Here is a 13,029-nt window from a genome sequence, read left to right as displayed (position 1 = left end):
GGAGGGTTCGTTTGGCAGTTTCCTATTTCATGGATTTCGCAGATGCGAAAGGGCAGATTTTGTGGCAAAGGGGCACAAACGCATTCGGAGCACCATTTATGCCCAATATCCTCGTCGACGCTGACGCCTGCCCCGTGAAGGAGGAGGTCTTCAAGGTCGCCTACCGCCTAAACACACCGGTCACTTTGGTGGCCAACAGCTACCTGCGCACGCCCAATCACCCGTTGATTTCCATGCAGGTGGTCTCCGACGGGTTTGATGCGGCGGATGATTGGATCGCGGAGAACGCCACGCCGTCATCCGTGGTCATTACCGCCGACATCTTGCTGGCGGGCCGCTGCATCGAGGTGGGTGCCACAGTGCTTGGGCCAACAGGCAAGCCGTTTAACACATCCAACATCGGCGGGGCCATTGCGACGCGGGCGATCATGGCAGATTTGAGGGCAGGTTTAGAGCAGACCTCCGGTCCTGCCCCGTTCTCCAACAAAGATCGCTCCCAGTTTTTGAACGCCTTGGATCGGGAGTTGCAGAGGTTAAAGCGGGAGGGATTTTAGGCCCCACTGCCCTTCATCTAAAAGTGACAGATGGCCGCTGTGCGGACAAAGCGGACTTTTGCAGATGCGGCTATTGCTGACGTAGCATTTCTTTGCAGGTGCGACATGTCTATTGCCTCGAAGTCTGGTATTTCACCAGATCGGCCATTCGATATAAAAATGTCGTTGCTGTTGCTGTGATAGCCAACCGGGATAAAATAGTGCCGAGGTGCGCCCGTGTTTGCTTCCGAGTTGGCGGACTGCGGATGCATTCCACCAGCTAAGATCAATTCTATCTATCCCACTTTGTTTGCACTTACTCTCGTATCTTTGAGGCGGTGGTTTGGACAAAACATGCCCGCCCATCGGTTCGTCCGGCTTGGCATCATCCTTTCGGTCGGGGCGGCTCTTTGCGACTATGTTGAAAACCTTGGCATTACCGCCATGATCTTGAGCTCGCCCAATCTCTCTGCATCGCTAGTCCATGCAAGCAGCATTGCGACGATCGCCAAATCTGGCCTGACGACAATCGCAGTGATTGTTACCATCTTGATTGGGTTTTGTACGGCGGTACAATGAGTTCGGCGCACGGGGTAGATTGGCGCTAAACGATGCGAATGGGCCGGACACCATCATCAAAGGGAACAGCGCGCCGGCGGAATGAGGATCCCTCCACTAATTGAGGGTCGCGGATTCGGTCCATGCGGAAATGGCGAAAATCCTTACGTGTCGGATCCCAAGCGACCAGATACCAAAGTGGCGGAAGGATCAGCATCGCTTGCGGTTCGATATGCCGCGTGGTTTCCGCCCCTTTTGCGTCGCGATATCGAAACTGTAAGAAGAACCCTTTGAGAAATGCTGCTTCAAACGCGGGAAGCAAATCAGGTTCCATCTCTGCGAGGTTGGATGTGTCGACTTGCGGCGCGAGAGGCCCGACATAAAGACAATCCAGCAAGCGGCGTAGATCGCGGACTTTGTCAATTGGAAGGGCTTTCTCGATTTTGGATAGTCCCGCGTCAGCAAGGCTTGAGAACGGCAGGTTTCCCGCAGCACGCATGGCTGACACACCGATGATCAATGCGAATACCTCAGCCACAGATAGGCGCGCGGTGGTTTGGATGGATGACCCATCTAGGCTGAGCCCGCCACCGCGCCCCGGTTCGGTTTGAATGACGAACCCTTCGTCACGCAATGCAGCGATGTCGCGGATGATCGTGCTGCGTGAGGCCCCGACCGTTGATGCAAGCGTTTCGATCGTTGAGGCGCTATTCCGTCGGAGGTTACGCACAATGGCGTCTTGTCGGCTGCGTGTCTTCATAACGCGAGCCTAGCACAAAAGGTGTCAAATTTTGGAATGTTTTTATCTTAGGCGATCAGGACACAATCAAAAAGGAACCTGAAAATGACAAAGATCGCCAACTTCCCAACCCCCACAATCATCCCCGTGAACGGTGTCGAACTCGAAGTGTTTGAAGCGGGACAGGAAAATGCGGGCAACCCGATTGTCCTTTGCCATGGTTGGCCAGAGCACGCATTTTCCTGGCGCCACCAGATGCCGGCCTTTGCCGCAGCCGGATACCATGTCATCGTCCCGAACCAACGGGGTTATGGCAAGTCATCACGTCCCGATCAGGTCGCAGACTATGACATCACACAACTGACTGGAGATTTTGCAGCCCTGCTTGATCATTTCGAATATGAGGAAGCTGTTTTTGTTGGCCACGATTGGGGCGCGAATGTCGTGTGGAGCTTGGCTCGGCTGCATCCAGAACGGGTGTCAAAGATCATCAACCTCGCATTGCCGTATCAGGCACGTACCCCAAAGCCTTGGATCGCGTTCATGGAAGAGTTCTTTGGGGCTGACAACTACTTCGTTCATTTCAACAGGCAGCCGGGTGTTGCTGATGCCGTGCTCGACCGGAATACGGCTCGGTTCCTGCGTAATTTGTACCGCAAGAACGTCCCGCCAATGCCGCCTGAACCGGGCATGATGATGATTAATCTTGCACAAGCCGAAACACCAGTGGGTGAGCCAATCTTGCAAGAAGACGAACTGGCCGTCTACGTCGCGGCCTTTGAGGAAACCGGATTTACAGGTAGCATCAATTGGTACCGGAATATGGATCGCAATTGGCAGATTTTGACTGACGTTACCCCGTTCATCAAGCAGCCTACGCTTATGATCTATGGTGAGCAGGACATGATTCCCAAATCCGAAACTCTGGCGGACTTCGTGCCAAACGCGGATGTGGTCAGCCTTGATTGCGGGCATTGGATTCAGCAGGAAAAGCCAAGCGAAACGACGCGTGCGATGCTTGAGTGGTTGGGGGCAAACACCGCGACGTAGATTTTGAATCAAACTGGCTGCGGCCCGTAATTCAGGCCGCAGCAAATAGTCTCTATGTTCGCAATGCAATTCTTGGTTCCACCATTGCCTGCCGTTTAAAGGTGAGGGACAGGCTAATAGCAATAAACCATCCGATTGCGCCCAACCCGAATACGGCACCCGCCATATCCTCGATTGCTGGCATAAGGGTTGCAAGGCCACCCGCACCGGTCAGTAATCCTAGGCCAATTGAGATCTTGCCCAAGCTGCGACCCATCATGCCGGCGATACTCACGAGCAAGATCCACATCCCAGCGGCGATTTCATTGCCGCCGCCAAGACCCGTCTCAACAACTTGGAGCAGCGCCCAGTCTTCTGCGGCTTGCATAGGATTAATTACAAAAAGGGCAGCCGCGTGTTCGGCTGTTACGATCGCCATCATACCTGCATCAAGGACTAAAGTTGCACACATCAATTCGAGTGCACGGGTGATGGCCGCCCAATCAGGTGTGGTGGATTTGAGGCGTGCTTCCAGTGCGACGACAAAGACCGCCAAGGCAAAGGCATTTAGAATATGGATGACAGTATTAAACACGATCAACCCCTCAGGTGCGCGTCAATGAATGCTACAATGGCGGATGCGTCCGTGTTACCGCTGCCGAATCTCAAAGGGGCCAAGACGGACACGAGGAATACAAAACCGAACAAGTATGTCTTGGATCAAGCCGGCGTCAGGAGCGTACAGCGGTGCCTCCCAAACAGGATGCGGAAAAGCCAAAACAGCATGAGCAGGATGATTGTGAGTTCGGGCAGCGAAAGAACGCCACTGTTGCGCACGACCTCGGGGAAAATGCCCGCTCCCGGCCCCGTGAACGCGGAGCCCGCTGCGATGAAAAACCCGATACACATGCGCCACAAGTGCTGGGCGATCCGATGTCTATCAGACAGGGTCTTTCGCAAGAGAATGACAAGGTCGTTGAGCAAGGCGACACTCGCCATTCCCGCCAAGAAAAAGTAGTCGGCGGCAGCAAATCCACGCAGAGTTTGCTCTGGTAAAGTCAACGCGCAGAAACCGGCGGCGACCAAGCCTGCGGTATTGAGAAAGTTCACAGATCCAATTGCAACGAACGGAGCACCGAGATCGCGGTTCTGCACCCTTGCAAGTATCCGTCCGCTCAGGACCAAGGTCATTCCCAACATACCTGCGTGAAACGTGATGTAGAAGGTCTCAAATTTGACCAACCCGAGCGCCGCACCAAGGAGTGACGAAAGGACCATACAGGCAGTGAACACGCGGCCAATGTTGATATGGGACCTCGCTCCTTTTTGGGCGGCGAGTGTGATGGCGCCCATCCCAACGGCGATGGTGCCGGATGCGATATGGGCGATGGTGATGAGTGTCACAAGAATAGTCATTGGGGTACTTTTCGGCTGTGGCCCAACACTTATGGCCGTGAAATTAGAACTCTTTCTGCCCCAGGGATTCTTGTCTTTCGTCCGCGAGTGACGGCGCGAACACATTTGCATGTCCGGAGTGGCATTTCGTACAATGATGTTGGTAGAGCATTGATGTTGGTAGAGCATTGAGCTTATCCATCAGTATGCAAGCTGATGGAACCATAGCCCTTTCTGCCGCCTGCTTGGGCATCGCGCTGGCGGGCGCAATGTCTGCAGTTCGTGGCGCGCAAGACGGGCCTGCACGTTTTTACCTCACGGTGATTTTTGGTGTGTTAGGTGGCATCGTTTCAATACCGCTCGTATTTGCCTACGTCCCATCGATATACGGCTTCTACTTGCCGGTTGTATTGGTACTGCTTCTGATCCTGCCGCCCGCAGTTTTTTATTACGTTGCAGCAAAGACGATTGAACTCCGATCCACGGTTATGCGGCGACGCGACATCGTTTTGCCGATAGTGGGCGGTATGGTGATGATCGGCTACTGGTTGCAGCCCGCACAAGCCAAAACTGAGATGTTCATAGCGGGGGAACTGCCAGCAGGGATTGTTTCTTCAACGCTGGTTTTGGTCACGTTCATCCTGATTTTTTGTTGGGTGATTTCATCTTGTCTGTATCTCGTCGCGACACTTAGGCGATTGCACAGCTACCGGACCAAACTTCGGTCGCTCTATTCCAACCTCGATGACCATGAGTTGCGGTGGCTCGACTGGTTTGTGGTTTCACTCGTGAGCTTGTGGACCGTAACAGCATTCATGTTTGTCGCCGATAATACAGGATTCGAACGGGTCGTCGTTAAGGAACTCCTTTACGTTCTGACGGCCTGCTTGCTGTTGTTCGGGATGGCGTTTGCGCCAATTGCACCACCAAAAGCGGAAATTGAAGAACCTGCGCCATCAAACGATACGTCGGAGCCGAAGTATGCGCGATCTGCTCTGACAGAAGCGCACGCGGAACAGCTTGCGACGCGGATTAGATCAGCAATGACACAAGATGCTTTGTATCTTGATCCGAACCTATCTTTGCAAAAACTTTCACGCCACGTAGGCGCTTTACCCAATCAGGTTTCCCAGACGCTCAACGAACAAATCGGGTCAACGTTCTTCGACTATATTGCACATCACCGAATTGAGGTTGCTAAGCCGTTGATTGCTGAGGGCGTGGCAAACTCACTGACGGTCTCTTTGGATGTTGGTTTCAACTCACGCTCAACGTTTTACAAAGCGTTCAAGCGGGCAACTGGCGTGACACCTAAGGCCTATCGAGATGCAGCGGCACGGCATACGACTTAAACGAGCGCTTTGGGCGATACGAAATCGCGACAGGACCATTTACCACGACTTGTAGATCCGAGCTATGATCTTCGCTGCGGTTTACATGAATGACCGTTTCTTCTGCCGCGCGAACGCACCATTTTCTTTGCTCACGCGGCATTACTGACGCTGCGAGCGCACGCAGCGAGAAAACCAAGTTACAAGTTGGGCTCGAAGCAGTCATTCGATGCTACCCATAATACGAAACCACCTGAAACTGCCCCCTAAGCGTCGCGCCCCTTGAAGCCCGTCGCCACCACGAACTTCTCGGAGCTGTCAGAGCGGCTTGCCCCCGGCTTGAAGTTCGCCACCTTCTTGAACTTTTGCTTCAAGATATGTTGCAACTCACCCTCGGCGCCACCAGCCAGAACCTTGGCCACGAACACGCCGCCCTCGTCCAACACATCGAAAGCGAAATACGCCGCAGCCTCACACAACGCGATGATACGCAGGTGGTCGGTTTGCTTGTGGCCGCAGGATGCGGCGGCCATGTCGCTCATCACCACGTCAGCCGTACCGCCCAGCCATTCTTTAACCTTATCGTCCGCCCCTTCTTCGAGGAAATCCAACACATGGATATCACACCCCGGAACTGGCTCGACCTCTTGTATGTCAATCCCCAGCACGGTGCCTTGGGCCTTGCCTTGACGCTCGCCCAGTGCGTTCACACGGCGAGCGGCGACTTGGCACCAACCACCGGGCGCGCAGCCAAGATCTACGATGCGCTTGCCCGGCGTCAGGAAGCGGTATTTGTCATCCGTCTCGGAAATTTTATACGCCGCACGGCCACGCAGCCCTTCGGCCTTGGCGCGTTTCACGTAAGGGTCATTCAGCTGGCGTTGCAGCCAAAGCGTGGAGGACATGGTCCGCCCACGGGCAGATTTCACCTTAACCTTCAAGTCGCGTTGCCCGCGCCCCGAAGTATTGCCGCCCTTGCCGCCTTTTGGTCCGGTTGGTGATTTGGCCATGATGTCTACTTCACTTAGCTGTTGTTGAACCGCGAAGGCACTCCCTACCTGCCTAAGCCCCTAAAGACCAGCCTAGTAAGGCCCCTCTTCCAGCACGCCGTCGCTGGACATTTGGGCATAAAGCAGCCCCTCACGTAGGCCACGATCCGCCACGGACAAGCGATCCGTGGGCCAAACCCGCAGCAAGGCTTGCAAAATCGCCGCCCCAGACATGATGAGCGCGTGGCGGTCCTTGCCAATACGCGGATCAGCGCGGCGACCTTCCGGCCCCATATGCAGGTAACCTTGGATCACGTGGTCGATCTGGTCGGACGTCATCCGCAGCCCGTCCACCTTGTTACGGTCATAGCGTTTCAGCCCAAGGTGTGACGCCGCAACGGTGGTCACTGTGCCCGAGGTGCCCACGATCTGGAAGCCTTCGCGTACCTGATCGGCATCTATGTAGGGCGTGAACTCGGCCAAGTTTTCCTCAAAGAACCACGACATCAACGCAAACCGCGCCCCGTCGTCATCCACGTCGTTAAATTGGTCGCGCAGCGTCGCCACGCCCAATGGCACGGAAATCCAGTCGACCACCTTGGCGGCCGGAAATTCGCTGTCCTTGCTGTCAAAGCCGGTGTGCAGCCGCATGATGGCACGTGGGCGATCCACTTTAGGAACACGGCTCAGGTCGATCCATACCAGCTCGGTGGAGCCACCGCCGATGTCCACCACCAGCAACTGCTCCGTATTCACCGACACCAATGGTGCGCAAGAAATCACGGCGTAGCGGGCTTCTTCCTCCGGTTTGATGATCTCAAGGTCAATGCCCGTCTCGCGGTGCACCAGCTTCAAGAACTCATCCGAGTTGCTTGCGCGGCGGCAGGCCTCGGTTGCGACAAGGCGCATCCGCTTCACTTCGTGGTGACGCAGCTTCTTTTGGCAGATCTTCAGCGCGCCCACGGTCCGCGCCATGGAGTTGCGCGACAGCTTGCCCGTGCTCTCTAGGCCCGCGCCCAGTTGCACCGACTTGGAAAAACTGTCGACGACGTGAAATTGGCTGCCTTTGGGTTGGGCAACCAGCATACGGCATGAGTTCGTCCCGAGGTCCAGCGCCGCGTAAAGGTCGGCTGGGTCAGGTTTGCCCGCTGTTGCAGGCTTGGTCGCGGGCCGCGCGCTCGGCACTAAAGCCGGCTTGACGAACGGGCCCGCGCTATGTGGCGGTCTCTTCGCCATGGCGCTAGGCCTCCAATGATGGGTTACCCTCACCGTATGAGCGCAAATGCGCTGAGGCAAGCATAGACCTGCGGCAAGCTCATAAAAACCATGAGAAATATGAGGACCGGGATAGCTGGCCCCCATTCCCGATCCCACATAGCAAGGGCGTATGACGCGTTGGGGTCGCTCTGCCCTAATTAAATGTCGAAAATGCACCTTAGCTTGCAGTTGTGGACGCCTAGTCTCAACCAAACGGCTCGATAACAAAGGATTCGAACCTATGCCTGATGTGACCATAGTTTACTGGCGCGATATTCCTGCTCAGGTCATCGTGGGCAAAGGCCGACGCGGCCATAAGGTTCAGCTTGAGGAACGCTTTGAGCAAGCCATTGACCGCGCCGCCATGAAGGTTGGGGCCAAGGATGCCGACGCATATTTGGCCGATTGGCGTAAAGCCGCGCCCTACTCTGTCGATGGCGACCCCCAAGAGGTCGCAAAGGCAGAAGCGGCACGTCTGGAAGCCGAATACGACGGCGAAAAGATCAAGCAACTGATCGCGAACGACGGCAATGCCGCCTGACCCGATCGCAACGCGCATAAAGGAGGGGCTCATGGCCTTGTTGAATTTCAAACGTAAGACGGATGCCACTACCACCACGGTCAACCCGCAGGTTGAGAGCTTTCTACAAGACTATTCCATCGAGGTGATGCCCCGCACCGCCGAGAAGGTAGAAAACTTCCGCACCCTCCTACCTAAAGGCACCCGCGTCTATGTCGCGCACATCGAAGGCACTCCAATTGAGGACATGGTCGCGACTGCTGCCCGCCTCAATGAGGACGGCTTTAAGGTCATGCCGCACTTCCCTGCGCGTATCATCAAGGACAAAGCCACCTTGGCAGATTGGATCGCTCGCTACCAAGGCGAGGCCGACGTGAAACAGGCGCTGCTACTGGCTGGCGGCGTGACGGAGCCGCATGGCGAATTCGACAGCTCCATGCAAATGCTGGAAACTGGCCTGTTCGGCGAAGCTGGCTTCGAGCGCCTTCACGTTGCAGGTCACCCTGAGGGAAATCGCGACATCGATCCTGACGGCGGCATGAAAAACGTCGATGAGGCGCTGGCGTGGAAGCAACGCTTTTCCGAGACATCCGACGCCAAAATGGCACTGGCCACACAATTCGCCTTTGAGGCTGATCCAATCATCGACTGGGCCAACTCGATCAAAGCCGCCGGCATCGATCTGCCCGTCCACATTGGCATCGCAGGCCCCGCGAAGCTGCAAACCTTGATCAAATTCGCGATCGCTTGCGGCGTCGGTCCCTCGCTGAAAGTGCTGCAAAAGCGGGCGATGGATGTCACGAAACTGCTGTTGCCTTACGAGCCAACGGATGTGATCAACACATTGGCCGCGCACAAGGCCAACAATCCTGACTTCAACATCGAATCCGTCCACTTCTTCCCACTTGGCGGGATCAAGACCAACGCCAACTGGGCCATCTCAAATGGCGGCGCTTCTGCCGTCCCAGCCGACCAAGCTTAAGAAAGATCAACAATGACCCGTACCGTACTGGAATCTAAAACTAAAACGACAGTTATCGGGTTTGACGAACCGTTCTGCGTCATCGGTGAACGCATCAACCCAACTGGCCGCAAAATCCTCAATGAGGAATTAGAAAAAGGCGATTTTTCCCGCGTTGAGGCTGACGCCATTGCCCAAACTTTGGCTGGGGCCAACGTGCTGGACATCAACTCCGGCGCGGTCTTTTCCAACAAAATGGCGGAAGATCCGCGTTACGCCGACAATAACTTTGTTGAGCCTACACTGATGAAAGAGCTGGTTGAACGGGTTCAAAAGGTCTCAGACATCCCGCTGTGCATCGACAGCTCGGTTCCCGGTGCGTTGGAAAATGGCCTTGCGGTCGCCGAGGGCCGCCCCCTGCTGAACTCCGTCACTGGTGAGGAAGAACGCCTTGAGCTGGTTCTGCCACTGGTGAAGAAATACAACGTCCCCGTTGTAGCAATCTCGAACGATGACACCGGCATCTCGGAAGACCCAGACGTGCGCTTCGCGGTTGCCAAGAAGATCGTGGAACGCGCGGCTGACTTTGGCATCCCTGCCCACGACATTGTGGTCGACCCTCTTGTTATGCCTATTGGCGCGATGGGCACGGCTGGCTTGCAAGTATTCACCCTTGTGCGCCGTTTGCGCGAGGAGCTGGGCGTCAACACCACTTGCGGTGCGTCGAACATCTCCTTTGGCTTGCCAAACCGCCACGGCATCAACAACGCCTTCTTGCCGATGGCGATGGCCGCGGGCATGACTTCCGCGATCATGAACCCGGTGGCGCTGCCTGTTGGGCCAAAGAAGATGCAAGAAAAGCTGGATGCATTGGCCAAGGCTGGCATCATTGTTCCAGACGACATTGATCCTGAATTGCTGGCGCAGCTCACCGGCATGGGCTCGACCAAGCCACAACCCGGCAAAGAGATGGAGGCCATCCGCGCCGCGAATTTCTTGATGAACCAAGACCCGTCGGGAGGTGCATGGATCGACTTCAACAAGCCAAAGAACGCTGACGGCTCCGTGGCTTCTGCACGCGGTGGGCGCGCAGGTGGTCGCCGCCGTCGCGGTTAATCTGACACGCTGCATTCTAAAAGCGGGCGAAGTGACACTATAGGCTTTGCCCGCCATTAAACATTTGGCAATCTCTTTGGATAATTTCCGGAGATTGTTAATGTCATTTATTCGACGCCTTAAAACTCAACTCGAACGCCCACGCGAGGATCGCCCCTTTGGCAGCGGTTGGTTATCTGGCGGTGGCGCATTACTTGCAGGCCTGACCGCCACCGCCCTACTGGCGATCATGTATTATCCAGGGCTGTTCTCCACCCCAGATCTGGAGACAGTCGCGACACCTGCGAACCTTCAATTCCTGCTACAAGTGGTGCTGCTCCTTGGCTACGCCTTCGCACTGTTGTCCTTGTTGCTATCAAGGGACAAAATCCTAGGCTGGACCGCCCTATTCCTGATCATCAGCGTCTCGCTGATCGGCACGCCAGACGATGGCCAAGTCACAACCGCACCGCTATATTTTGGTCTCGATTTCTTCATTCTGAACGTGGTTTTCCTCGGCTTCCTCTTTGTCCCACTAGAGCGCTACTTCCCCCAAGACGAAGACCAAACCGTCTTCCGCCCCGAATGGCAGGAGGACATGTTCTACTATCTCGTGTCATCCTTGATGGTGCAAGTCCTGACCTTCCTGACGTTCATGCCGTCCAACCTAATCACCAGCTACATCGACATGAGCGCCATACAGGACTGGGTCTATGCCCTGCCCTTCGTTGTGCAGCTCATCGCGATCCTTATTTTTTCGGACTTCGTGCAATACTGGGTGCACCGCACATTCCATATGGTGCCAGCGCTATGGCGCTTCCACGCGGTACATCACTCGGTGGAGCATCTTGACTGGCTGGCCGGCTCGCGCATGCATTTTATTGAGATCGCTATTTTACGTGGTTTCACCGCCGTTCCGATGTTCACTTTGGGATTCGATCCGGCCGCAATCCAAGCCTATGTTTTGATTGTGTATTTCTACTCGCACTTCATTCACTCCAACATTGGTTGGGACCTGAAAGCCGTGGAAAGCACTTTCGCCACCCCCCGTTTCCACCACTGGCACCACGGGGCGGAGCGTGAAGCGATCGACATAAACTACGCCATCCACTTCCCAATCCTAGACCGCATGTTTGGCACCTACCACATGCCGGAAGGCCGCTGGCCCAAGCGCTACGGCGTGGCTGGTGAGCAGGTTCCGCGCGGTTTTGTGAAGCAGTTCCTCCACCCGTTCACCAAGAAGAAAGAGCCTGAAGCGAAGTAAGCGCCCAGACAACAAGCTGGCCCTGTCGATTAGGGCCAGCTTGTCTATTAAGCGGTTGCGGTCTTCACCTTCCCGACACTCCAAACTGGCCAAAGCAAAAACGCCAAATAGCCTGCGTTCCCAAGAACATTGACCGGCGCCCCTGCCAAGACGGACCCAAGGCTGTCGACGACAAACCACGTCAATGCCCCCGTCATCAGCATCTTTCTCACCAACAATGGGGCCTCTTCACACGCGCGTCCAGATGCGGCGTACCAGAGTGCGCCGAACCCCGCGATCACCCCACCGGCAATTGCCAGCATTAGCCGCGCGACCGGAGATGTGCCGTCCTCCGCGCCGCCAATGGGCCAAATCACAACATCTGCGAACAGCATGGCGGGCAGGCTCAGCGCTGGCAAAGCGGCCAAGGCGAAACTCGCTCCAAAGATCAGGTTAACCACCCCCACAATCTTTAAGCGGCGGCTCATGGTTTCAGTCGTCATAGGATGCACTCCAGCAAAATTATTATCTGGGCGACCATACCCATCCCATTTGACGCAAAACAATTACCTCTAAAGTAAGTGATACCCTTTCCTTCATGGTGTAGCTTAACTCCATGAGCAAATTCGGACCCCAACTCCAGTTCTGGCGCAAAGCCCGCCGGTTAAGCCAGTTGCAACTCGCGACTGAGGCTGACGTCTCCTCGCGCCACATATCGTTTCTTGAGACCGGTCGCGCCAAACCCAGCCGCGACATGGTCCACCATCTAAGCGATATTCTCGATGTGCCCCAAGCGCGCCGTAACGATCTTTATGATGCGGCTGGCTTTTCACCTTATTACACGCAATCCGCCCTCACCGATGAGCATATGCAAATGGTGTCCTCCGCAATGGCGCATATGCTGGAGCGCCATGCGCCTTACCCCGCTATGGTCTTCGATGCCAACTGGGTGATCGTGCAGCTAAATGCACCTGCAGAGTTACTGTTCAAAGTGGTGGGGCTTGGGTGTGGCTCGAGCCTGCTCGACTTTATTGCAGGCAGCGGCGTCGCAAAACAGGCCATCGAGAATTGGGGCGAGGTTGGCTACCACATGCTACAACGCCTCAACGCTGAAAGCCGCGCAGCGGGTGGGTTGCGCGCATTGGACAAGGCCATAGACGCCCTATCCCGCGACCCCATGATTGCGGCCTATGATCCGCCAACGCCACTGCCACCTGTGATCTCTACGATCTATTCCGTGGGCGGTTTACGCTTGCCGATGTTTTCCACAATCGCGCAATTTGGTGGCGCGGAGGACCTCACTATAACCGACCTGAAGATCGAGTTGATGTTTCCTGCGGACGAAGACACGGCGAAGCTGTTGCAAAGCATGGCCTAGG

General features: G+C 55.6%; 15 protein-coding genes. 9 read left to right on the top strand and 6 right to left on the bottom strand.

The window, feature by feature from the left end; translation table 11 throughout:
- Window positions 1-98 precede the first annotated feature (98 nt).
- Window positions 99-554 (top strand): YaiI/YqxD family protein, encoded by a 456-nt coding sequence (locus tag ABJN86_RS01590; RefSeq protein WP_348364528.1) that lies wholly within the window; start codon window positions 99-101, stop codon window positions 552-554.
- Between the two features lie 333 nt (window positions 555-887).
- A complete protein-coding gene (locus tag ABJN86_RS01585) occupies window positions 888-1,112 on the top strand; it encodes a hypothetical protein (RefSeq protein ID WP_348364530.1) in 225 nt (74 codons plus the stop codon).
- Between the two features lie 25 nt (window positions 1,113-1,137).
- On the opposite strand, the gene ABJN86_RS01580 is transcribed toward ABJN86_RS01585, so the two are convergent.
- Complete coding sequence (locus tag ABJN86_RS01580) at window positions 1,138-1,851, bottom strand: WYL domain-containing protein (RefSeq protein WP_348364531.1); 714 nt, start codon at window positions 1,849-1,851, stop codon at window positions 1,138-1,140.
- 84 nt (window positions 1,852-1,935) lie between these two features.
- Between ABJN86_RS01580 and ABJN86_RS01575 the strand changes: the two genes are divergently transcribed.
- Window positions 1,936-2,880: an alpha/beta hydrolase gene (locus ABJN86_RS01575; protein ID WP_348364533.1), complete on the top strand. Its 945-nt coding sequence runs from the start codon at window positions 1,936-1,938 to the stop codon at window positions 2,878-2,880.
- A gap of 52 nt (window positions 2,881-2,932) precedes the next feature.
- Here the strand turns inward: ABJN86_RS01575 and ABJN86_RS01570 are convergent, their stop codons facing one another.
- Together ABJN86_RS01570 and ABJN86_RS01565 are read right to left on the bottom strand one after the other, a co-directional pair.
- On the bottom strand, window positions 2,933-3,454 hold the full coding sequence (locus ABJN86_RS01570) for a hypothetical protein (protein WP_348364535.1): 522 nt from the start codon (window positions 3,452-3,454) through the stop codon (window positions 2,933-2,935).
- A 125-nt stretch (window positions 3,455-3,579) separates the two neighbouring features.
- A complete protein-coding gene (locus ABJN86_RS01565; RefSeq protein ID WP_348364537.1) occupies window positions 3,580-4,275 on the bottom strand; it encodes a hypothetical protein in 696 nt (231 codons plus the stop codon).
- A gap of 185 nt (window positions 4,276-4,460) precedes the next feature.
- Between ABJN86_RS01565 and ABJN86_RS01560 the strand changes: the two genes are divergently transcribed.
- Entirely contained in the window at window positions 4,461-5,606 is a 1,146-nt protein-coding gene (locus ABJN86_RS01560) for an AraC family transcriptional regulator (protein WP_348364539.1), read from the top strand.
- A gap of 245 nt (window positions 5,607-5,851) precedes the next feature.
- Here ABJN86_RS01560 and ABJN86_RS01555 read toward each other — a convergent pair whose 3' ends face one another.
- On the bottom strand, window positions 5,852-6,595 hold the full coding sequence (locus tag ABJN86_RS01555) for an RlmE family RNA methyltransferase (RefSeq protein WP_348364541.1): 744 nt from the start codon (window positions 6,593-6,595) through the stop codon (window positions 5,852-5,854).
- Window positions 6,596-6,667: 72 nt separating this feature from the next.
- Entirely contained in the window at window positions 6,668-7,810 is a 1,143-nt protein-coding gene (locus ABJN86_RS01550) for a Ppx/GppA phosphatase family protein (protein WP_348364543.1), read from the bottom strand.
- A 262-nt stretch (window positions 7,811-8,072) separates the two neighbouring features.
- On the opposite strand from ABJN86_RS01550, the gene ABJN86_RS01545 reads away from it, so the two are divergent.
- The 4 genes from ABJN86_RS01545 to ABJN86_RS01530 all read left to right on the top strand — a co-directional run bounded on the left by ABJN86_RS01545 (window position 8,073) and on the right by ABJN86_RS01530 (window position 11,671).
- Window positions 8,073-8,372 carry a virulence factor gene (locus ABJN86_RS01545; protein ID WP_348364545.1) on the top strand — a complete coding sequence of 100 codons (300 nt, stop codon included), beginning with the start codon at window positions 8,073-8,075 and terminating at the stop codon, window positions 8,370-8,372.
- Between the two features lie 31 nt (window positions 8,373-8,403).
- A complete protein-coding gene (locus tag ABJN86_RS01540; protein WP_348364546.1) occupies window positions 8,404-9,333 on the top strand; it encodes a methylenetetrahydrofolate reductase in 930 nt (309 codons plus the stop codon).
- Between the two features lie 12 nt (window positions 9,334-9,345).
- On the top strand, window positions 9,346-10,428 hold the full coding sequence (locus ABJN86_RS01535; RefSeq protein ID WP_348364547.1) for a methyltetrahydrofolate cobalamin methyltransferase: 1,083 nt from the start codon (window positions 9,346-9,348) through the stop codon (window positions 10,426-10,428).
- A gap of 100 nt (window positions 10,429-10,528) precedes the next feature.
- Window positions 10,529-11,671, top strand: coding sequence for a sterol desaturase family protein (locus tag ABJN86_RS01530; RefSeq protein ID WP_348364549.1), 1,143 nt, complete (start codon window positions 10,529-10,531; stop codon window positions 11,669-11,671).
- A gap of 47 nt (window positions 11,672-11,718) precedes the next feature.
- On the opposite strand, the gene ABJN86_RS01525 is transcribed toward ABJN86_RS01530, so the two are convergent.
- The gene (locus tag ABJN86_RS01525; protein WP_348364551.1) at window positions 11,719-12,153 is read right to left on the bottom strand and encodes a hypothetical protein; all 435 of its coding nucleotides are present in this window, start codon (window positions 12,151-12,153) and stop codon (window positions 11,719-11,721) included.
- Between the two features lie 113 nt (window positions 12,154-12,266).
- Here ABJN86_RS01525 and ABJN86_RS01520 point away from each other — a divergent pair, with 113 nt between their 5' ends.
- A complete protein-coding gene (locus ABJN86_RS01520; RefSeq protein WP_348364553.1) occupies window positions 12,267-13,028 on the top strand; it encodes a helix-turn-helix domain-containing protein in 762 nt (253 codons plus the stop codon).
- Window position 13,029 lies beyond the last annotated feature (1 nt).

It is taken from the genome of Litoreibacter sp., assembly GCF_039974535.1.
GTDB lineage: Bacteria > Pseudomonadota > Alphaproteobacteria > Rhodobacterales > Rhodobacteraceae > Litoreibacter.
This window is presented reverse-complemented; position numbering and strand designations above follow the sequence as displayed.